This is a genomic window from Actinoplanes sp. NPDC019969 (genome assembly GCF_055562375.1).
Window position 1 is genome coordinate 318,797 of record NZ_JBVHFK010000009.1, and the last position, 21,077, is coordinate 339,873.

Here is a 21,077-nt window from a genome sequence, read left to right on the forward strand (position 1 = left end):
TGACCGTCAGCACCAGTGCGGGTCGCCGGCGGTCAGGCGGATGGTGAATCCGTCCGGCCGCCGGTCCAGCACCGCGTGGTCGCTGAACAGGTGGGTGAGCCACAGGCCGAGCCCGCCCCGGGTGACGTCCCGCGGCGGCAGCAGCCCGGCGAACGGGTCGGCCGGGCCCGGGCCCTCGTCGCTCACGGCGGCCACCACCCGGTCCTTGCCGGCCCAGATCCGCACCCGGACCATGCCCTGCCCGTGCCGGTGCGCGTTGGTGACCGCCTCGCTGACCACCATGAGCAGTTCGTCGGCGGACGGCGCCGCGAGCACCCCGCGGACGGCCTCCCGGACCGCCTGCCGGGTGACGGTGCCGTTCGGGTTCTTCAGGTCGCTGTGCGGCTCGGTCCACTGCAGCGGGTCGACGAGCGGCTCCCGTGGCTCCATCAGGTACACGGCCGGGTCGGTGTAGGTCGCGCTGGGCCGGTGCCGGCCGTCGGGGTCCGCGGTGCCGGGGTGGGTCCGCAGCACGTCGGCCAGCACCGTCTCCGGCGTGATCCGGGTGTCGTACGCGCACATGCTCCAGAGCGGGAACTCCCGCAGCGCGTGGTTGACCGTCGCCTCGTACCGTGCCCACCAGTCCCAGGTCGCGCCGAGCATCTTCGGCGGCAGCTCGCCGATGATCCGGATCTGGCCCGCGCCGGCGGCCACGTACGCCGCCAGCATCTGCCGGTACTCCCGCAGCACCGCGGCCGGCCGCCCGTACACCGCTCCCCCGGCCAGGAACGTCACCCCGACCAGCGCCGGCAGCGCCGCCCGCACCAGCTCGGCGTTGCGCGGCCCGAGGGACACCACCGTCGGTTCGCCCGCCGCCACCCCGCCGAGCAGGAACGGCACGGCGACGGCGAGCAGGTGGTCGTCGGAGTCGTAGCAGAGGGCCTGGTGCAGGTTCCCGGTCATCGCAGCATCTCCACCCGCAGCCGGATCAGCCCGAGCAGTTCGACCATCACCGGCGCCGTGCTCAGGCTGGTCCGCAGCACCACGGTGATCGCGTTGCGTTCCGCGTACTCGTGCAGCACCCGCAGGCAGTGGTGGTCGATGTAGCGCAGGCCCTCCCCGTGCACCACCACCTCGCCGCGGACCGGCCGCAGGCCGGCGCGCTCGACGGCGCGGGCGAACAGTTCGGTCACCGAGACGTCCAGTTCGCCGCCGAGGACGGCGGTCCGCGGGGTGGCCCCGGCGTGCAGGCCGAACGGCACCTCGGCGGTGTTGGTGCGCGGGTGCAGGCAGGCGAGTTCGGCCACGGCGTCGGGGCCGAGGGCGGAGCGGTCGAACACGCAGAGGGCGCGCAGCGGGGCGATCCGCATGTAGCGGCCGATGGCGTACTCGTAGCGGGCGAAGGCGTCCAGGTGGGCGGCGGTCCGGACCAGCGCGGTGGCGTCCGCGACCACCCGCAGGCCGGTGAAACCTTCGGACAGGGCCTCCTCGGTGGCGGCCACGTAGGCGGCGGTCTGCGCGTCCGGGTCGATCGCGCCGTCCGCCGGGTAGGCGAGTTCCGGGTCCAGGATCCGCACCGACCGCTCCCGGCCCGTCGCGGTGTCGAGCAGCCAGTCGGCGATGCCGTCGGAGCGCGGGCCGGGCACGTACCAGACCTGCTCGCCGCAGCAGAGGCCGGTGTGCAGGAACTCCCGGGCGTGCCGTTCGAAGGCCCGATCGTCGTCGAAGGACCAGCAGGTGTGGTCGGGTAAGAGGGTCGGGCTCACCGCTCCCACGTTAGGCGTACCGACCGGCCCACCGGGCCATCGATCCCCCGGCCGGGGGAACCCGTACGGTCAGATTGGGTGCGTTATGGTGGCCCATGCCGTCGAGAAAGGCCACGTCCAGTGACGTCGCGGCGGCGGCCGGGGTGTCCCGCTCCGCCGTCTCGTTCGCCTTCAACAATCCGCGGCGCATCTCGCCGGCGACCCGGGAGCGGATCCTGGCCGCGGCGGAGACGCTGGGGTACGCGCCGAGCACGCTGGGCCGGATGCTGCAGGCCGGCACCACCAACTCGCTCGGGGTGCTGCTGCCGCAGCGGCTGGCCCGGATCCTGGAGAACCCGTACTACTCCCGCTTCCTGATGGGCGCCGGGCAGGTGTGCGACCAGGAGGGCTACACGCTGCTGCTGACGCCGCCGCTGCAGGACTCGGTGCTGAAGGCGATCCCGTACGCCGCCGTGGACGGTTTCATCGTGTGCGGGCTGGAGACCGATCGCGGCGAGGTGGCCGAATTGGATCGGCGCGGCATCCCGTTCGTGCTGATCGACAGCGACCGGCTGGCCGGCGCCCCGAGTGTCGAGGTGGACGACCGGGGCGGCGCCCGCGAGGTGACCCGCTACCTGCTCGAACTCGGTCACCGGCGGCTGGCGGTGCTGTCCATGGACCCGGGCGCGGACGCGGCGGTGCGCGGTTATCGGGGGCCGGTGGCGCGGCGGATGGCCGGGATCGCCGACGCGCTCGGCGAGGCGGGTCTGGCGATGGCCGGGATGAGGCTCGCCGAGGTGCCGGTGACCAGGGCGGACGGCTATCAGGCGACGATGGCGCTGATGGCCGGGCCGGACCGTCCGACAGCGGTGCTGGCGCTGTCCGACGTGCTCGCCTACGGGGCCGTGGATGCTTTGCAAGAACTTGCAATCAAAGTGCCCGAGGAGGTGTCCGTGACCGGGTTCGACGACCTCGCGGAGTCCTCGTGGTTCCGGCCGCGGCTGACCACCGTACGCCAGCCGATCGTGACCAAGGGCCGGATGGCCGCCGAGTTCCTGATCTCGGCAATCAGGGGTGAGGCGCAGCACCCGCAGCAGACCCTCGGCACTACTCTGATCGTCCGGGAATCCACCGCGAAACCGACATAACCCATCACTGCAAGAACTTGCTGAAAGAAAGCAGCCGTCGAGCTATGTAACACGAGTTAGTAAGCTGCTAGCGTTCGTCGCCATGACGGACCAACTGATCGCACCGCCCACCGTGGAGGCGCCCCCGGCATCGTGGTGGCAGAACGCGGTCATCTACCAGATCTACCCGCGCAGCTTCGCCGACTCCAACGGCGACGGCATCGGCGACCTGCCCGGCATCAGCAGCCGCCTGCCGTACCTGCGGGATCTGGGAGTCGACGCGGTGTGGCTCTCCCCCTTCTACGCCTCGCCCCAGGCGGACGCGGGTTACGACGTGTCGGACTACCGCACCGTCGACCCGATCTTCGGCACCGTCGCCGACGCCGAGCAGCTGATCGCCGGCGCGCACGCCCTGGGCCTGCGAGTGATCGTCGACCTCGTTCCCAACCACTCCTCGGACCAGCACGAATGGTTCAAGCGCGCGATCGCCGAGGGCCCCGGGTCCCCGTTCCGCGAGCGCTACCACTTCCGTCCCGGCCAGGGCGCGAACGGTGAGCTGCCGCCCAACGACTGGCCGTCGATCTTCGGTGGCCCGGCCTGGACCCGGGTCGCCGACGGCGAGTGGTACCTGCACCTGTTCGCCCCGGAGCAGCCCGACTTCAACTGGGAGCACCCGGCCGTCCGGGACGAGTTCAAGACCATCCTGCGGTTCTGGCTCGACCTGGGCGTCGACGGATTCCGGGTGGACGTCGCGCACGGCATGGTCAAGGAGGCCGGCCTGCCGGACATCGGCGAGACCGGCGAGTGGCACCTGCTCGGCGCCGGCGAGAGCCCGTTCTTCGACCGGGACGGCGTGCACGAGATCTACCGCGACTGGCGCAAGATCCTCGACGAGTACCCCGGCGAGCGCATCGCCGTCGCCGAGGCGTGGGCGCCGTCGCTGGCCCGGGTCGCCAACTACGTGCGCGACGACGAACTGCACCAGGCGTTCAACTTCAGCTACCTGGGCACCGCGTGGAACGCCCACGAGCAGCGCGAGATGATCGACGAGTCGCTCGCCGCGATGCGCGCGGTCGGCGCCCCGACCACCTGGACGCTGTCCAACCACGACGTGGTCCGGCACAGCACCCGCCTGATGCAGAAGGTCGAGGGCGACGCCGCCGGCCGCAAGCCCGAGGCGGTCGACGAGATCGCCGGCCTGCGCCGGGCCCGGGCGGCCAGCGCGCTGATGCTGGCGCTGCCCGGCTCCGCCTACCTCTACCAGGGCGAGGAGCTCGGCCTGCCCGAGGTCATCGACCTGCCGCCGGAGGTGCGCCAGGACCCGGCGTTCCACCGCGCCACCGGCCAGGACGGGTACCGCGACGGCTGCCGGGTGCCGATCCCGTGGAGCGGCGACACCGCGCCGTACGGCTTCGGCCCGGAGGGTGGCGGCAGCTGGCTGCCGCAGCCCGCGTCCTGGGCGGGACTCAGTGTCGCCGCGCAGGCCGGGGTCGCCGGGTCGACGCTGGAGCTGTACCGGGACGCGCTCGCGATCCGCCGCGACAACCCGGCGCTCGCCCCGATCGACAACCTGCGCTGGATCACCGCTCCGGCCGGCGTGCTGGCGTTCGAGCGCGAGGCCGCGGGCGCCCCGGCGGTCCGGGTCACCGTCAACATGGGCGCCGAGCCGGTCACGCTCCCCCGCTCCGGCGAGATCCTGCTGGCCAGCGGCCCGCTCGGCGGCGACGCCGGCACCGTCGTGCTGCCCCCGGACACCACCGTCTGGTGGTCGATCTAGCCCCGTGAGACCGGTGGCCGGCCGCCCCCGGGACGGAGGGGGACGGCCGGTCACCATGGGCGCGACACTCATGGCGGTCAGCCGCTTTCTTCTGGTACGGCCACACATGACCGGGCCCACGAAAGAGGCGTCGTCGCGCGGCCGCGTCTCAGCTTCGGGTGAGAGCCGGTCGCGCGACACCGCCTCTTGCGTCGATGCGGTCATGCGTGGGCGTACCCCGCAAGGTCTGACCCCGCCGGCGGCAGACCGGTGGCCGCACGCCCTGCCTCAGGGTTTGCGGGCGACCGCGCCGAACTCGTCGACCTCGCGCAGGTCCTCGCCGGACGCGTCCGGGGACCGGCGCCACCGCGAGCACGGCACCAGGCCCGGCTCCAGAACCTCCAGGCCGTCCAGGAAACGGGCGATCTGGTCGGGATGACGCAGGTGGTAGCCGAGCGGGGCGTTCGCGTTCCACACCGCGATCGCCGCCTCGAACGCCGGGCCGTCGATGACGTTGGTGCCGTCGGCGGTCAGCAGGTAGCTCCCGGACGGCAGCTCGGCCAGCAGCGCCCGGACGATCTCCACCGCCCGGTCCAGGTCGGGCACGTGACCGAGGATGTTCATCAGGATCAGGCCGACCGGCTGCGTGAAGTCCAGCGTCGCCCCGGCCGCCTCGATGATCGCGGCGGGCTCGTGCAGGTTCGCGTCGATGTAGTCGGTGCGGCCCTCGGGGGTGCTGGTCAGCAGCGCCCGCGCGTGCACCAGCACGAGCGGGTCGTTGTCGACGTAGACGATCCGGGTGTCCGGGGCGGCGGCCTGCGCGACCTGGTGCGTGTTCTCCGCGGTCGGCATGCCGGTGCCGATGTCCAGGAACTGCCGGATGCCGCGCTCCGTCACCAGGAAGGTGACGGCCCGCTTGAGGAACGCCCGGGAGTGCCGGGCCACCACCTCGATGTCGGGGTACAGCTTCGCGAAGTCGTCGCCGACGGCCCGGTCCACCGGGAAGTTGTCCTTGCCGCCGAGCCAGTGGTTCCACACCCGCGCCGAGTGCGGCACGCTGGTGTCCAGTTTGGCGGCGACGTCCTGGTCGGTCATGGCGGCGGCTCCCGTCGGCGGCGTCACGATCGGCGCCGAGCATACGCGGCCCGGCACTGACGTCCACACCGGAGGGTCAGAGCGAGACGGCGGCGATCCACACGATCGCCGCGCCCAGCACCGTCGCGCCGGCCACCCACGGCGTCCGCGCCCGGAACCGGTCCGAGCGCCACAGCAGAGCCGCGGCGATCAGCCCGGCCGGCGCCAGCCAGATCTCCAGCAGCACCAGCATCCCGGCCAGCTCCGGCCGCTCCTCGGCGGTCGCCGCCGACCAGAGCATCCACACCAGCAGCATCAGGTGCGGCACCAGCGCCCACAGGCCGCCGAGCCACGGCTGCCGATCAGTCTCGATCTCGGAGTCCGTCACCGCCCCACCCCATCACGCCGGCCGGACTCCCTCAACCCCGCCCGGCGCACCCTCGAACGACTGCCGACCGTGTGCGTACGATCACCCTGGGATCAAACAGTGATCAGCGTCGATCGGCCTGAGCGGGGGCACACCTGTGGGACAGACTGCCGACCACGAACACACGCTGCACAACCACCGCATCCCGGCCGACCAGCTGGCCGAACTGAACGCCGGCGGCGGCAGCGTCCCGGCGATCCGCACACTCTGGGCCGGCCAGCGCAGCCGCCGCCTGCTCCTGCTCGACGCCGTCCACCGCGCCGTCACCGCCGACCCGGCCGGGATGGGCCCCCTGCCACCCGCGGACGAGGCCTGGACGGTCCTTCTCGCCGCCGGCACCGATGCCGGCGCCGGTGAGCTGCTGCTCCATCCGCAGGTCGGATCATGGGCCGCGTACGTGGTGCGGCGCAGCCGGAACCGGGCGGCGTCCGAGGCCCCGTTCTGGGTCGACGCCGGGGTCCTGCACACCATCGCGCTGATCGCGGCCGCTCGCGCCGGGATCAGCTGGTGGACCCGGCTGCCGGCCAGGAGCGGCCGGGTGATGCTGCCCGCCCTCGGCATGGCGACCTTCCCGGGACTGCACCGGTGGGACACGGTCGAGGCGACGTGCGCGAGCGGCGTGATCCGGCTGCGCGCCGGTGGGCGGGAGGTGCTGGTGCCGGACGGTCCGGAGCCGGAGGCGCCCGGGTGGTGGCCGCTGCGGCGGATCCGGACCGGGGACGGGCCTCGCCTGTCGGTGTTCCTGGACGACATCGACCCGTTCCGGGAGCTCGCCGACCCGGTCGCGCCCGACCGCCTCGACGCCGGCGACGTGGACCGCTGGACGGAGCTGCTCGACGGCGCCTGGTCGGTGCTGTGCCGGGACCATCCGGTGACCGCGGAGGCCCTCGCCGCCGGGGTGGTCAGCCTCGTGCCGCTGCCCGACGACCGGACCGGCATCACCCGCAGCGCCTCCACCGGCGAGGCGTTCGGCAGCGTGATGATCTCCCCACCCAACGATCACGTCGATCTGGCGGTCGGCCTGGTCCACGAGTTCCAGCACATCAAGCTCGGCGGCCTCATCCATCTGACCGCCCTGACCGGCGACCACGGCGCGCCGGTGCTGTACGCGCCGTGGCGCGACGACCCCCGTCCGCTCCCCGGGCTGGTGCAGGGGGTGTACGCGTTCTTCGGGATCGCCGACTTCTGGCGTACCCGCCGGCTCCGCACCGAGGGCCGGCGGCGCACCGTCGCGGACTTCGCCTTCCGGTACGCCCGCGACCAGGTCGAAGCGGCCCTGCGAGAACTGTCCGGGGCCGACGGCCTGACCGAGGCCGGCCGCCGCATGGTCGACGGGCTGGCCGGTTCCGTACGGGAGTGGCCGGACGGCCCGGTGGATCCGCTGGCGGTCACGATCGCCACCCGGCTCTGCGCGGTGCACCGGCTGGAATGGCGGATCCGGCAGTCAGCACCGGACCCGGAACTGATCCGGCGCCTGGCAGCCGCTTGGCCCGCCGACCCGGCCGGGGCCGCCGGCCTGACCGCCCGCACCGTCCGGCCCGATGGGGACGGACGCTGGTCGCTGGTCTGGCGGATCACCGCGTGGCGGTTGGCCGGCGCCCGAGAGGTGGAACGATCCGGATTCCACGCCACGGTGCTGGCCGCCGACGTGGACACCGCCCGCGACGCCGCACTGCGTGCCATCTCGGACCGCCCGTCCGACCCGCCCGCCTGGGCCGCTCTGGCGGCGACCATCGCCCCGGGCTCGGTGCTGGCGACCTTCCCCGAGATCGTTTACGCCCTGCACGCCGCCCTCCGCGCTCGGCACATCGTCACCGATCCGCTCACTACGACCACGTGGCTGGAGCGGGCGTTACCAGTGGGCGCGCACGACGCCGTCGAAGTGCCGGAAGTCCGGTGAGTCGTCGCCGAGCACCAGCCGGAGGGCCTCGACGAGCGCGTGCCGGCCCCCCGGGTCCTGTTCACAGCCCCGCACGATGGCGACGAGGTGCACCCGCGGAAGGGTGCTGTCCGCGATCCCGGAACGGATCCGGACGGGTAACAGGTCCAGCACCAGGCGGCGCTGATAGTCGTCGCGCATCAGGGGGATGTTCTCCAGCGCGTCGACGACGACTCTCATGGAACGAACGTTCACCCGGCATCCGATCACTGCCGCGGACATTGACGCCGCTAGCCTGGCATGCCGGTGGTGGATAAGTACAGAAATAAGTTCGCCGGGTGAATCAAGTGCTATATGCGATAGTGGAGGCCATGGATGCGCGCGCCCGCATTCGGAATCAAGGGAGGCTCGCCCCGTGGATCTTTCTCCGGTTGAGGTGGAGACCGATCTGATCGACCTTTCCGAGATTTCTCTCGCGTCCTTGCACCGCTGTGATCCCTCGGTGCTCAGCGCGTCGATGAGAAGGATCCTCGAGCAGGTCGACACTCCTCGCGCCAATCTCGGCGGCGGCGGCAGCCCCGGGCGGGTCGACTGAGAGTCCGACCCGCCCGGGAGCGTCGGCGTCAGAGCGGCGGCGGGTCCACGTCACAGTCGGCACGCAGACTCTGCAAAGCGTTGAGCGTGGCCGGGTGCCGGTCGCCCAGGGTCGCCCGCAGCCGCAGCATCGTGTCCGCGAGGATCTTGTCGCCCTCGTTGACACGGCCGAGCGAACGCAGGTCGAGCGCCAGATTGACCCCGACGGCCAGAGTCGACGGGTGCTCGTCGCCGAGAACCCGCGACGACCGGGCCAGAGTGTCGGTGTCGCGTTCGTAGGCCTCCTGGAAACGTCCCAGGGCGTGCAGGTCACTGGCCAGGTTGGTGGCACAGATCAGGGTGATCGGATGGTCCGGGCCCAGGCCCGTCTCGAGTCCCTGCAGCGCGGCGGCGTTGTGCTGCCTGGCCTGCTCGCACTCACCCTGGAGCCGCAGCACGACGGCGAGGTTGGTCCGGACGGCCAGCGTGTACATGTGGCCGGCGCCGAACATTCGCTGGTACCGGTCGTAGGTGTCGGTGCTGTAGGCCGCCGCTCGCTCGAGTTCGCCCGCATGTCGCAGGTCGATGGCGTAGTTCACCGCCATGGCGATCGTGCGCGGATAGTCGGGACCGTAGCGCCGGGTGTACCGCTCCAGGGTGTCCTGGGCGATCTTCAGCGCCCCCGGATGGTCGCCGGCCTTGCGCCGGGCGATGGCCAGGTAACGCGCGGCCTGCAGGGTGGACGGCTTGTCGTTGCCGAACAGCTCCAGATGCTGGTGGTACAGCTCCTCCTGGCGCCGCGCGGCCTCCAGGTAATGACCGAGCTCCCGCCGGTCGATCAGCAGGGCGTTCAGGGTGTTCAGGGTGTTCTCGTCATGAACGCCGAGAACCATCTCCCGGCGGCGGTGGGTGTCGGCGTCGTACTCCTCGGCTCGCTGGAACTCACCGGTGAACCGGAAGCTGACGCCGAGGCTGTGGGCGAAGATCAGGGTCGCCGGATCGTCCTTGCCGAACTCCTGCCGGGCGATGGTCAGCACCCGCTCGTCCAGATCCCGGGCCGCGATGAAGTCGCCACTGGTCCGCAGGTCGATCGAGACCATGTACATCGCGTCGAGCGTGCCCTCGTCGCGGTCGCCGATGTGCTCCTGGTACAGCTCGAGGGTCCGCTGGTTGAGCTGCTTGGCCCCGGCGAAGTCGCCGTTGACCCAGCGCATCCAGCCCAGCCACTTGGCCAGCCGCAGCGTCTCCGGGTGGGCGGCGCCGCGGGTCTTGACCCACCAGCCGTGCGCCTCCTCGGCGAGCTGCTCGCTGCCGGTGTGGTCGCCCCAGTAGTACAGGAACTGGACGATGCCGAACACCAGGTCCTGCACGCGCGGGTCGGAGGACTCGACGGCACGGGAGACCGCCACGTGCGGGCGCAGCCCCTGGTAACGCCGCCACTCCTCGGGCCGGCTCGGGTTGTTCGGGTTGCCGTTGGCCAGCAGGGTGTGCGCGCCCCGCCGCATCTGCATCCGTTCCTCGTCGGTCATCCGGCCGACGAGCACGGCCTGGACCAGCCGGTGGATCTGCAGCGCGTCCCGGGCGTGGTCGATCTTGGCGAGGGCGTACTTCTGGATGTCGCGGATCGCGCGGCTCAACCGGAACCGATCGCTGAGAACGGGGTCGAGCGCCTCGCTGATCGGCGCGACCGGGGAGCCGGCGAAGAGGTCACGGGCGATCGGCTCGGGTGCGAAGAACGAGCAGATCTGCAGCAACTGCAGGGCGGCCGGGTTCTTCTCGCGCAGTTTCTCCAGCGACAGCTCGAACGCGGCGGCCACCGAGTCCGGGTAGTCCGGGGACGGGCTGGTCTCCAGCACGTCGATGCGCTTCTGCTCCAGCAGGTCGAGGTACTCCTCGATCCGCATGCCGGTGGTGGCCCGCCAGGCCGCCGCCTGCTCGATCGCCAGCGGCAGGTCCCCGAGTGCCTCGGCGAGCCGTTCCGCGTCGTCGTCGTCGAGGCCGAGCTCCCGGCCGAGCAGGAAGTCCCGGCTCTCCGCCCGGGTGAAGACATCGACCTCGACCGATCGGGTGAACCGGGTCCAGTCCCGGTCGCGGGAGGTGACCAGGATCTTGCCGGACCCGACGGTCGGGAAGAACTTCTTGACCGCCTGCGGCGCCTCGGCGTTGTCGAAGACCAGGAGCCAGTTCCTGTACGGGGTGCGACCCGTGCTGAGCGCGTCCCGCACGGCCGGCACCGCCGTGTTGACCTCCGGGCCGACGTCGAGTTTCAGCTGCTGCGCGAGCTGGGTGAAGGAGGCGAGGATCTGGCCCTCCTGCTCCGCGGGCACCCACCAGACGAGATCGTATTCGGCGGCGTGCCGGTACACGTACTCGATGGCGACCTGGGATTTCCCGACGCCACCCATGCCGTGCAGCGCCTGTGGCAGGACCGCCGTCTCCTGGCTGCGGTTCAGTTCCTCGTGGATGACCTTGAGCAGGTCCTCACGTCCCGTGAAGGTCGGGTTGCGCTGCGGAATCTCACCCCACACCTGGGGCAGTTTCACCAGTGGCGGGGTGGTGCCGACGGGAGGCATCGCACTATCTCCTCGCAGTGAAGTCGAATCGCTGTCGCCCGCTCGGACCGGTTCGATGCCCTCCTCCGCCGGATAAACTTCAGACGATTCGCCCGAGTTGTCCGGACTGTCCGGGGTAATTGTAGGCACTGGCCCTTTCGCGCCACCGCCCGGGTCATCTGGAACAGCAGGGGTGGTGCTCGGAACGCCGGTGACGAGGGGTTCGTCACCGGCGCACGGTGGGGTGGCGGGCGCGGCCGGCTCCGGAATCTCCAGCCGGTCGGCCTGGCCCGCCGACCAGTGCGAGAGCTCGACCGCCAGGGACCCGGTCAGCCGGTCGGCGACGTGCCGGGTGAGGGTCAGCGCGGACAGCTCCGTCCCCGGGCCGGCCGGCCGCGCGGCGAGCCCGGCGAAGGCGGCGTTCAGGGTGGTGGCCTCGGGCGGCACGCCGATGCCCGCCTCGATCGCCCCGGAGCGCCACCAGCCCCGCTCGCCCTGCTCGGTCTCGGCCCGGCGCAGCAGGTCGTTGATCCGCTTGCTCTCGCTCTCGGGAAGGAGGCTGAGCAGTGACGCGGTGTCGATGAGTTCGACCGCCCGCCTGCTCCCGGATGCGTCCGGCGCCATCGTCGACAGCGCGGCGGTCAGCGCGCGCAGGCCGCCGGGATGACCGAGACAGGCCAGGACGATCTGCACGACGTGGAGACGGACCTCGTTGTGCTCCTGAACGTCGGGAAAATTGACCACGTCGCGGCGAATGAGTTGCAGCAACAGCCGCCGATCGGGCAGCGCGTTCATGAACGGAATCTCGATGAGGGCTTTGATCAGCGCATCCCTCAGGTCGGTTGCAGGATCCTTCTTGTTCGAGCCCTGCGGCACCGGACCTCTCCCATCGCCTCCGTGCACCCGCCTCCTGACTCCATCATGCACGCCCGTATCGCTGCTGAGTGTCGTCGATCCACTCGCAAATGATGGAGGAACTCGTGAACCATAGTGAAGAACACCGCGCCGGTCCACACTCCTCACTCACTTCCGGGTGAAGTGCCGGCAGACATCCCGATGCGAAGGACTGCACCCGGACCGCTACCGGCCGGACGGTACGGACCGCGGGCCGGCGGCCGATCGCAAGCGGTGTCAGCCACCACGTGAATCCCGAGGTCACCGCATGTCCGTTCGATCCCGGCCCGCTGTCCTGCTCGCCGCCGCCTCGGTCGCGGCCGGTCTGCTCGTCGCGCCCGGCCCGGCCTTCGCCGCCGATGCCACCACGACGCTGACCGCCGCCGAGATGACGGCGGCGCTGCAGCCGGTCGCGGCGGCGTCGGCGCTGGCCGGGGCCGGTGGCTGGCGGGCGGTCACGGACTTCCGCCTGACCGCGCCGCAGGCCGGGACGATCACCATGGCGGACACCACCGTCGTGGATCCGGTGCACGGGCGGTACGCGAACGTGGTCGACCTGGGCAGGTACGGCCGCGAGGAGACCTACGCGGCCGCGGGCGAGGGCGTGTACCGCACGGTGGAGGACGGCGGGCAGACGGCAGCGCTGCGGATGATGGGCAAGGCCGCGGTGACGTACGTGTTCAGCGCCGACAAGGCCCTGAAGCTGGACGCCTTCCTGGCCGCCGACAACGCGCCCGCCCCGGCCGACATGGCCGAATACTACGCGCGGGCCGGCACCAGGACCGTCCACGACGACGGGACCGCCGACTTCACCGTCCTCGACCAGGAGGGCGACGACCCGTACACGGTGACCCTGCACGTCGGCGCGGGATCGGTGCTGACCGGGGTGGACGCGGTGCCCGCCGGCGCGACCGGGGTCAGCCGGGCCTCCATCGTCTTCGGTTACGGCCCGCAGACCGTCACCCTGCCGGCCGGGGCCGTCACGATCGCCGGGGGAACGCTGGCGAAGGGTGTCGCGTACCTCGACATGGCCGCCGTGGTCCGCAAGGTCGTCACCAGAACCGCCAAGGGCACCGCCACGATCGCCGCGCTGCGCAAGCTCGCCCGCAGCGGCGCGGCGTCCGCCAACAAGGCGGCGGGTGTGGCGATGGTGCAGGTCAAGGACATTGCGGGCGGGGTACGGGTCTCCGCCGTGAACCCGTGGACCAGGAGGTCCGCCGCCTACACCGTGACGATCTCCGGCAAGAAGGCCGTCGTCAGGGCCGGCTAGGTCATGTCGACCGCGCAGGCGGCGTCCCGGACGTCCGGCGCCGGGTGCCCGCGCAGCGCCAGCAGCAGCCCGCGCCACGGCTCGGCCCAGCCGAACGTGGCGCCGGGCCGGACCAGTTCCACCGCGATCAGCCCGCCGGCCAGGTCCCCGCGCCCGGCCAGGCCGGTGATCAGCGGTTCCAGGAACCCGGCGTCGATCAGCTCCGGAAGCTGCCGCAGCCGGGTCCCGGCCGTCTCGGCGGCCCGCACCGCCAGCGCCGGCCGATCCGCGCACAGATCGGCGGCCTCCGCCAGGTCGTCCAGCCGGCCCAGCCCGATCAGGGTGACGACGGCGGTGCGGAGGTACTCGGGGCGCCGCGCGAGCCACCGGATCTCCTCCGCCAGCTCGGCCCGGGTCACCCGGGAGGAGACGGCGAGGGTCGCCCGGGCGAGTTCCTCGATCCGGCGACGGGCCGGCCGGTCCGAACCCGAGCGGCCGGGTTCGGGGTCGGCGGCGTCGCGGGCGGCCAGGCTGTCGAACGCGCCGCGCAGCCAGCCGCCGCCGGCGACGGCCAGCAGCGTGCCGGCCTCGTACCGGTCCAGGATCTCGCCGAGGTCGGTGAGCCGTTCCACGATCAGCGCGGTGACGTCACCCGACCAGGGCGCCCAGACGGGCAGCCGGTGGTACGCCTCCCGGCGCAGGGACCGGTCGGTGGCACGGCAGGTGGCGGCGACCAGGGCCGCGTACCGGGGCCGGTCGGCCACCGCGATCAGTTCCGGGCTCGCGTCCAGCACGGCCTGCCGTTCCTCGCGGCCGCCGTGCACCGACGCGTCGAGGATGTCCCAGCTCACCGGGCTCGCCAGGTGCTGCCGGGCGGCGGTGACGATCGCGGCCCGGACGTCACGGTGCCGGCCCTCGGCCCGGTAGGCGTCGCGCAGCAGCTCCATCGCGCCCGGCGGGCCGTAGTGGGCGAGCATCCGCGCCGCCTCCTTGCGGCTGGTGACCTTCGCCGGTCCGGTGAGCACCGGCGCGAGCAGGTCCGGCAGGCGTGACGGCGGCAGGTGCCGGACCGCCCGGGTCGCGGCGTACATCGCGGCCCGGGCCCGGTCGCCGCCGGCGTGCGCGAGCAGCCTCGGCAGGGCCTCCTCCGGCCGGCCGGTCCGGGCCAGGGCCCGCAGCGCGGCCTCGGCGATCACCACCTCGGGGCCGTCGAGGTGGCGCAGCACCAGCTCCAGGCCGGCGACCGGCACGACGGACGCGGTCCGCAGCGCCGCGGCCCGTTCGTGGTCCGGCCGGCCCGGGTCGTCGACGACCCGGGCCATCAGCTCGACGAGGCGGCGTTGCTGCCGTGCCGTCCAGCGGCCGGCGTGCTCCACGTGGGACGGGACCCACCGCACGCCCTCGGGGAGGAAGCGGCCGCGTGGGCGGCTGCCGGACAGCGCGGCCCGCAGACCGGACCGGGGTCGCGGCGGGTCGGCGAGCACCACGTCGAGCAGGTCGGTACGGGTCGCGCACACCGTCGCCCACACCACCGGGATCGCCACCGCCGTCGGGTCGGTGGCCAGCACCTCGGCGACCCGCTCCCCGCGATGGCGCGGATTCTCGAGCCACAGCTCGATCGCCCGCCGGGCCGTCGACTCCGGCACGCCCGGCTCGATGCACCGGCGCAGCAACTCCTGCAGACCCGGCACGTCCCCGGCCCGCCGCCCGAAGGCCCTGGTCAGCGCGAACAGGTCAGCCGGCGCGCCCCTCCGCAACGCCGCCTCGAGGTCCGGCCGCAGCCGCTCGAAGACCAGCGTCTCCTGTCCGTGCCGCAGCTCCAGCGGCGACGCGAGCACGCTGCCGCGCAACCGCTGACAGGCGAACAGCGCCCAGTCCACCAGCTCCGGCACGCCCGGCTGGTGGCGCAGCACCTCCCCGGCGAGCCGGCCCACCGACCGGCGGGTGTCCTCGGAGGCGTCGGCGGCCTCGGCCACGTCGGTGACGATCCGGGTCAGGCCGGGCACACTCGCGGGGGTGACCAGCCGGCCGGCCCGGACCAGGGCGCGCAGCGCGGACGCCCGTACCGGATCCTGCTCGTTGCGCAGCCGCCCCATCCGCTCGATCACCTCGGCCACCGGCACGGTCTCCCGGCTCCGGACCGCCGCCGCGACCAGCAGGGACCAGCCGAGGCTCCGGGTGCCCGCGTCGGCGGCCCGGATCGCCGGCTCCAGCGCCGCGGACGCCTCCGGCCAGGCCAGGTAGGTGCTCCACCGGTAGACGTTCACCTCCTGCTCGCCGGTCGCCGGCAGGCTCAGCACCCGGGTCGCCTCGCGGATCCGGACCGCGGCCGGCAGCACGTCCATGACCTGCGTCGACGGCGTCCGGGCGGCGGTGTCCATGTCGGCCAGCACGTGGTCGTGGAACGCGCCGCGGCGGGCCGGCGGCAGCGCGGCCAGCAGCTTCGGGAACATGCGCGGGTCGTCGCGGAACACCCGGCCGATCGGCACGAGAAGCTCGTCGGGCAGCGCGGCGAGGCGGCGCAGCAGTCCCGGCGGGAGCGTCTGGCGACGCAGCCAGGCGGTGCGGCCGGGTGCGGTGAGCAGGCGGGCGAGGCGTTGCGGGTCGATTCTCCGGTACGCCGTGAGCGCGCCCGGCAGCGCATCCTCCGGGGCGTACCGCTCCAGCATCTCGAGCGCGGCCGCCGGATCGCCGGTGAGGATCGGCGCGGCCGCCCGGTGCCAGAGCCACGCCCGGTGCTCGGGCGGCGTCTCGTCGAAGCGGCGGCGCAGATGATCCCGTACCAGATCAGGGTGTTCGTAGGACAGAGCGGTCAGGTTGACCGCGTGCTCCAGGCCGGGCAGCAGGGCCCGGACCGTCTCCGCCGAACAGACCGGCAGCAGCGCCGCCGCCTCGCCCGGCCCGTGATGCTCCAGGACCTCGTGGACAAGCGCGTCCGCGACGCCGGGTCTCCGCAGGCGGCGCACCTTGCGGTAGATCAGCCGGCGGTCCGCGGCCGCCAGGTCGTCCTGCCGCCCGCCCAGCACCCCGGCCCGCAGCGCGGCGGTGTACGCGGCGGCCCGCAACGACGGCAGCGGGTCCCGGGTGGCCGCCTCGATGCCCGCGGCGTCCTGGGCCGCCATCGCCGCGATCAGCGCGACATGCCGTTCGTAGGGCCCGTGTCGCCGCAGGTCGGCGCAGACCTCGGCCCGGTCCGCGGCGCCGCGCGCCCAGGCGGCGATGTGGCGCATCCGCGGCCGGTGGGCCAGCGGTTCCAGCACGGCGAGAAGGTCCCGGGTCGTTTCGATCACCACCGCATTGTGCCCCGGCTCCCGGTCACCCCGGCGTGTGGATTTCGGGCGCTATGCGCGGCCGAAATCCACACGCTTGCGGAGGGTCAGACGGTGACCCGGTCGCGGATGGCGTGGCCGACCTCGGCGCGCAGCGCCGCGAACGCGGGCAACCCCCGCAGCTCGTCGGCGGTGATGCCGGTACGGGGCAGGTCGATGCGCAGGTCCAGGGCGATCCGGCCGGGCCGGGGCGTGAGGACCACGACCCGGCTGCCGAGAAAGACCGCCTCGTCGACGCTGTGCGTGACGAACACGCTGGTCCGCCCGGTGGAGGCGCTGACCTGCCGCAGGTCGTCCTGGAGTTTCTCGCGGGTCAGCGCGTCCAGGGCGGCGAACGGCTCGTCGAGCAGCAGCAGCGGGTTCTCGACCGCGAGGGCGCGGGCGATGGCGACGCGCTGCTGCTGGCCGCCGGAGATCTGCCAGGTACGGCGTTTCGCCACGTCGTGCAGGCCGACCCGGGCGAGCAGCTCGTCCACCCGGGCCGGGGAGGCGTCCAGGCCCGCGTACTTGAGAGCGAGCGCCACGTTCCCGCCGACGGTCTTCCACGGGAACAGCCGGGGCTGCTGGAAGACCAGTCCGGCGCCGCGGCCGGGCTCCGGAGCCGTCCCATCGGTGTGGACGGTCCCGGTGGTGGGCTGCTCGAACCCGGCGATCAGCCGGAGCAGTGTGCTCTTGCCGCAGCCGGACGCGCCGACCAGGACCAGGAACTCGCCCTGCGGAACGGTCAGATCGATCGGCCCGACCGCGGTGACGTCGCCGTACGAGTGCGCGACGCCGTCGATCCGGATGGCGTCAGCCGAGGACACCGGGAAGCCCCTTGACGTAGATGGCCTTCCGCACGTCGGCCAGCGCCGGCACGGCGTCGATCTTCTGCTGGGACTTGAGGAACTCGGCGGCGCTGAGCAGGTTGTCGGCGAGCTTGCCGGGCGCGCCCTCGGTGCCCAGCCACTCCGGCGAGGACAGGTCGGCCGGCTTGAGGAAGACGCCCTGGGCGAGCTGCGCCTTGGCGTCGCCGGCGGAGATGTTGAGTTCGGCGCCGACCGCCTTGGCCGCGGCGTCCGGGTCGCTCGCGATGATGTGCAGCGCCTCGGCCTCGACCTTGCGCCACGCGTCGACGGCGTCCGGGTGGGCCTCGGCGAACGCGGTGGAGACGACGCCCAGGTCGAGGGTCGGCTTGCCGCCGGCGGCCAGTTCCCGGCTGGTGATCAGGACCTTGCCGGTCTTCTTCAGCTCGTCCAGCGACGGGAGCCAGCTGTACGCGGCGTCGATGTCACCGCGGGTCCAGGCCGCCAGGATGTCCTGCGGCTCCAGGTCGACGATGGTCAGCTCGGACTCCTTGACGCCGGCCTTGTCGAGCGCGGCGAGGAGGCTGTAGTGGGCGGTCGACGCGAACGGGGTGGCGACCTTCTTGCCCTTCAGCGACGCCACGTCGGTGACGTTGCTGCCGTTGCGGGCCACCAGGGCCTCGTTGTCGCCGGCCACGTCCAGCACGAACGCGACCTGGTACGGGATGTTCAGCGGCGCGGACAGCCCGCGGGCGACCGGGCTGGAGCCGATCGCGGCGATGTCGACGCTCTTGGCCACGAACGCGGTGTTGATGCTGGCGCCGGAGTCGAACTTGGTCCAGGTGATCTTGTAGCCGGGCAGCGCCTTCTCCAGCAGACCCTGGTTCTTGACGATCAGGTCGCCGGACGGGAACGCCTGATAGGCCAGGCGGATGGTCTTCTGCTCCGGGTTCGGTCCGCCGCTGGCGGCGCCGCTACCGCAGGCGGTGAGAGCCCCGGCGAGCGCGACGGAGATGACGGTGGCGAGCAGTTTCTTCAACGGGGGTCCTTAACTGTTCAGGCTGAAATTATTCGACAGGGTGGTCAGGCGCGGCCGCGCCACGGGATCAGCTTGTTCTCCGCGGTCAGCAGCAGCGCGTCGATGAGCAGCCCGGACAGCCCGATGGCGAACAGGCCGAGCACGACCACGTCGGTCTGCGAGTAGCGCTGGGCGTCGCGGATCATCCCGCCGATGCCCGGGACGCCGTTGATGGTCTCGGCGGCGACCACCGAGGAGTACGCGACCCCGACCGCCAGCCGGACACCGGTGAAGATCTCCGGCAGGGCGTTCGGCAGCACCACGTCCCGGATGCCCTGCCGGTGTCCGGCGCCGAGCGCGTGGGCCGCCTCGACCAGGTGGGTGGGGGCGTTGTGGACGGCGGCGGCGGTGGCGACCGCGACGGGCGGCAGCGCGGCGATGGCGAGCAGCCACAGCTTCGGGGTCTCGTCGATGCCGAACCAGATGATGAACAGGCTGAAGTAGGCCAGCGGCGGGAGCGCGCGGACGAACGTGATGACCGGTTCGGCGACCACCCGCAGCCAGCTCACGGTGCCCAGCAGCACGCCGATGAGCAGGCCGCCGGCGATGCCGATGGCGGAGCCGACGACGATGCGCCGGAGGCTGACGCCGAGGTGTTCGATGAGCAGGTGGCCGCTGTATCCGCGTACCCCGTCGTGGGTCGTCGAGGTGGTGATCAGCTGGTCCCAGACCGCGCCGGGCGACGGGATGAAGGTGGGGTTGCGCATGACGCGTGCGGTGATCTCCCACAGCACGTAGAGCACGACGAGCGCGAGGAACCGCAGGGCGAGCCGGCGGCGCAGGCCGCCGCCGGGCGCGAGCGCCGCGGGACGGCCGGCCGCGGGGTTCACGGCCTGCGCGGCCGGCGGCGCGGGGGCGACGGAGGTGGTCAAAGGAAACTCCAGGCAGGGGTACGCGATGAATGCCCGGTATTCCTATCGCATCTATGGAGTTACTGGCAATACCCGTCCCACGCGCAACGACGTTCGCCGGCTACTTCCTGGTGTCCCGGTTGGCGCCGCGAGCGGCACTTCGCCCGCGGCGCGGTCCGCACCCTGCCGCCCACCCCGTTCCAGCGACTGAAGGCGGCGTTCCGCAGATGATCGAGATCTCCGGCGTGCACAAGTCGTTCGGCCCGGTCGAGGTGCTCAAGGGCGTCGACCTGACCGCGGAGGCCGGCACCGTCACGGTGGTCCTCGGCCCGTCCGGCTCCGGCAAGTCCACCCTGTTGCGGTGCGTCAACCACCTGGAGAAGGTGAACCGCGGCACGGTCCGGGTGGACGGCGAGCTGAGCGAGCGGCAGATCCTCAAGCAGCGGATCGGGATCGGTTTCGTCTTCCAGAACCTCAACCTCCTCCCCCACCTCACCGCCCTGCAGAACGGCGGCAAGTACCAGCTCGGCGCGTCGAACATCACGGTCACCGAGGAGCGCAAGCAGAAGTACGACTTCGTCACCTACCGCCTGGACAACCTGGCGTGGCCGGCGAAGCAGGGGTACGGCGAGCAGGTCACCAAGCCGGAGGACATCGCCGGTAAGGAGTCGATCGGCTTCGAGCTGCGCAGACGTACCGACTTCACCCAGTACCGCCGCCTCTGACCAGCGTGTGAAGTTCGGGCGCGCATGATGGCCGAACCCAACACACACCCCACCGTGTCGAGTTCGGGCGCGCATGACGGCCGAACTCGCCACACGGGGAGTCAGTCGGGGACCTCGGCGAAGTCGTCGGCATCGGAGGGTTCGGGTTCCGGGGCGGGCAGGGGACGCGGCCCGGCGAACTCGGCGAGGTGGTGCCGCAACGACTGGGCGGCCGGGCCCAGCGGCCGGTCCTTGTGGTGCACGACGCCGATCGGCGGGTGCGGCGGCGGCGGATGCAGCTGCCGGATCTCCACCTCGGACCCGCACGGCGCCTGGGCCGCCGACCGGGGCAGCAGGCCGACCCCGAGCCCGGCGGCGACCAGTTCCCGTACCCCCGCCGGGCCGTCGGTCTCGAACTGCACCCGCGCGGTGAACCCCGCCGACCGGGCCGCGTCGTCGAGGATCCAGCGCAGCCCACTGCCTCGAGGCAGGCTCACGAACGGCTCGTCACGTGCCTCGGCCAGGGTCAGCCGGCCCACCCGGGTGAGCGGGTGCCCCACCGGCAGGGCCAGCGACAGGTATTCGTCGACCAGCGGCAGCGCCTCGAACCGGACCGGCAGGTCGGCGTGCAGCGGCCCGACGACCAGGTCCAGTTCGCCGCCGTCGAGCGCGCCGAGCAGCCCGGTGATCAGCCCGGACCGTTGCCGCAGCGCGATCTTCGGGAACTGCTCGCGGAACCGGGCGAGCGCCCGCGGCAGGTCGTAGGCGCCGAGCACCGCCGTCACCCCGACGGTCACCCGGCCGCTGACCACGGCGTTGATCTCGTTCATCTCGGCGCGGGCGCCGTCGAGTTCGGCGAGGATCCGCCGGGCCCGCGCCACGAACATCTCCCCGGCCGGGGTCAGCGCCACCTTGCGGGTGGTCCGCGCGAACAGCGTCACCCCGAGTTCGATCTCCAGGGCCCGGATCTGCGCCGACACCGCCGACTGCGCGACGTGCAGCCGCTCGGCGGCGCGGGTGAACCCCCCGTAGCGCGCCACCGCCTCGACATAGCTGAGCTGCCGCAACTCCACCC

General features: G+C 72.5%; 17 protein-coding genes. 6 read left to right on the forward strand and 11 right to left on the reverse strand.

The genetic code is table 11. The annotated features are described in order from the left end of the window. Positions 1–6 precede the first annotated feature (6 nt). Together ACZ3II_RS27110 and ACZ3II_RS27115 are read right to left on the reverse strand one after the other, a co-directional pair. Positions 7–942, reverse strand: coding sequence for an anti-sigma factor RsbA family regulatory protein (locus ACZ3II_RS27110; protein WP_465520555.1), 936 nt, complete (start codon positions 940–942; stop codon positions 7–9). Then, complete coding sequence (locus tag ACZ3II_RS27115) at positions 939–1,745, reverse strand: MEDS domain-containing protein (RefSeq protein WP_465520556.1); 807 nt, start codon at positions 1,743–1,745, stop codon at positions 939–941. The genes ACZ3II_RS27110 and ACZ3II_RS27115 overlap by 4 nt, the downstream gene beginning before the upstream one ends. A 95-nt stretch (positions 1,746–1,840) precedes the next feature. On the opposite strand from ACZ3II_RS27115, the gene ACZ3II_RS27120 reads away from it, so the two are divergent. Together ACZ3II_RS27120 and ACZ3II_RS27125 are read left to right on the forward strand one after the other, a co-directional pair. Further along, positions 1,841–2,872 (forward strand): LacI family DNA-binding transcriptional regulator, encoded by a 1,032-nt coding sequence (locus ACZ3II_RS27120; protein ID WP_465520557.1) that lies wholly within the window; start codon positions 1,841–1,843, stop codon positions 2,870–2,872. 82 nt (positions 2,873–2,954) lie between these two features. Then, on the forward strand, positions 2,955–4,628 hold the full coding sequence (locus ACZ3II_RS27125; RefSeq protein ID WP_465520558.1) for a glycoside hydrolase family 13 protein: 1,674 nt from the start codon (positions 2,955–2,957) through the stop codon (positions 4,626–4,628). Between the two features lie 267 nt (positions 4,629–4,895). Here ACZ3II_RS27125 and ACZ3II_RS27130 read toward each other — a convergent pair whose 3' ends face one another. Next, a complete protein-coding gene (locus tag ACZ3II_RS27130; protein ID WP_465520559.1) occupies positions 4,896–5,702 on the reverse strand; it encodes an SAM-dependent methyltransferase in 807 nt (268 codons plus the stop codon). Between the two features lie 76 nt (positions 5,703–5,778). Next, positions 5,779–6,069: a hypothetical protein gene (locus ACZ3II_RS27135; protein WP_465520560.1), complete on the reverse strand. Its 291-nt coding sequence runs from the start codon at positions 6,067–6,069 to the stop codon at positions 5,779–5,781. Positions 6,070–6,205: 136 nt separating this feature from the next. Between ACZ3II_RS27135 and ACZ3II_RS27140 the strand changes: the two genes are divergently transcribed. Continuing rightward, on the forward strand, positions 6,206–8,008 hold the full coding sequence (locus tag ACZ3II_RS27140; RefSeq protein ID WP_465520561.1) for an HEXXH motif domain-containing protein: 1,803 nt from the start codon (positions 6,206–6,208) through the stop codon (positions 8,006–8,008). On the opposite strand, the gene ACZ3II_RS27145 is transcribed toward ACZ3II_RS27140, so the two are convergent. Next, positions 7,961–8,227 carry an effector-associated domain 2-containing protein gene (locus ACZ3II_RS27145; RefSeq protein ID WP_465520562.1) on the reverse strand — a complete coding sequence of 89 codons (267 nt, stop codon included), beginning with the start codon at positions 8,225–8,227 and terminating at the stop codon, positions 7,961–7,963. The genes ACZ3II_RS27140 and ACZ3II_RS27145 overlap by 48 nt on opposite strands. A 175-nt stretch (positions 8,228–8,402) precedes the next feature. On the opposite strand from ACZ3II_RS27145, the gene ACZ3II_RS27150 reads away from it, so the two are divergent. Further along, positions 8,403–8,582 (forward strand): hypothetical protein, encoded by a 180-nt coding sequence (locus tag ACZ3II_RS27150; RefSeq protein WP_465520563.1) that lies wholly within the window; start codon positions 8,403–8,405, stop codon positions 8,580–8,582. A 28-nt stretch (positions 8,583–8,610) separates the two neighbouring features. Here the strand turns inward: ACZ3II_RS27150 and fxsT are convergent, their stop codons facing one another. Beyond that, entirely contained in the window at positions 8,611–12,135 is a 3,525-nt protein-coding gene (gene fxsT / locus ACZ3II_RS27155; protein ID WP_465520564.1) for an FxSxx-COOH system tetratricopeptide repeat protein, read from the reverse strand. Positions 12,136–12,274: 139 nt separating this feature from the next. On the opposite strand from fxsT, the gene ACZ3II_RS27160 reads away from it, so the two are divergent. Beyond that, a complete protein-coding gene (locus ACZ3II_RS27160; protein WP_465520565.1) occupies positions 12,275–13,276 on the forward strand; it encodes a hypothetical protein in 1,002 nt (333 codons plus the stop codon). On the opposite strand, the gene ACZ3II_RS27165 is transcribed toward ACZ3II_RS27160, so the two are convergent. The 4 genes from ACZ3II_RS27165 to ACZ3II_RS27180 form a co-directional block, all read right to left on the reverse strand. Continuing rightward, entirely contained in the window at positions 13,273–16,545 is a 3,273-nt protein-coding gene (locus tag ACZ3II_RS27165) for a hypothetical protein (RefSeq protein WP_465520566.1), read from the reverse strand. The two genes, ACZ3II_RS27160 and ACZ3II_RS27165, sit on opposite strands and share 4 nt — an antisense overlap. An 86-nt stretch (positions 16,546–16,631) precedes the next feature. Then, positions 16,632–17,390, reverse strand: a complete 759-nt coding sequence (locus ACZ3II_RS27170) for an ABC transporter ATP-binding protein (protein ID WP_465520567.1) — start codon at positions 17,388–17,390, stop codon at positions 16,632–16,634. Further along, a complete protein-coding gene (locus tag ACZ3II_RS27175; protein WP_465520568.1) occupies positions 17,377–18,408 on the reverse strand; it encodes a taurine ABC transporter substrate-binding protein in 1,032 nt (343 codons plus the stop codon). Before ACZ3II_RS27175 ends, ACZ3II_RS27170 begins: the two co-directional genes overlap by 14 nt. A 44-nt stretch (positions 18,409–18,452) precedes the next feature. Further along, on the reverse strand, positions 18,453–19,319 hold the full coding sequence (locus ACZ3II_RS27180; protein ID WP_465520569.1) for an ABC transporter permease: 867 nt from the start codon (positions 19,317–19,319) through the stop codon (positions 18,453–18,455). 206 nt (positions 19,320–19,525) lie between these two features. Between ACZ3II_RS27180 and ACZ3II_RS27185 the strand changes: the two genes are divergently transcribed. Further along, a complete protein-coding gene (locus ACZ3II_RS27185; RefSeq protein ID WP_465520570.1) occupies positions 19,526–20,023 on the forward strand; it encodes an ATP-binding cassette domain-containing protein in 498 nt (165 codons plus the stop codon). 101 nt (positions 20,024–20,124) lie between these two features. Here ACZ3II_RS27185 and ACZ3II_RS27190 read toward each other — a convergent pair whose 3' ends face one another. Beyond that, on the reverse strand, positions 20,125–21,075 hold the full coding sequence (locus ACZ3II_RS27190; RefSeq protein WP_465520571.1) for a LysR family transcriptional regulator: 951 nt from the start codon (positions 21,073–21,075) through the stop codon (positions 20,125–20,127). Positions 21,076–21,077 lie beyond the last annotated feature (2 nt).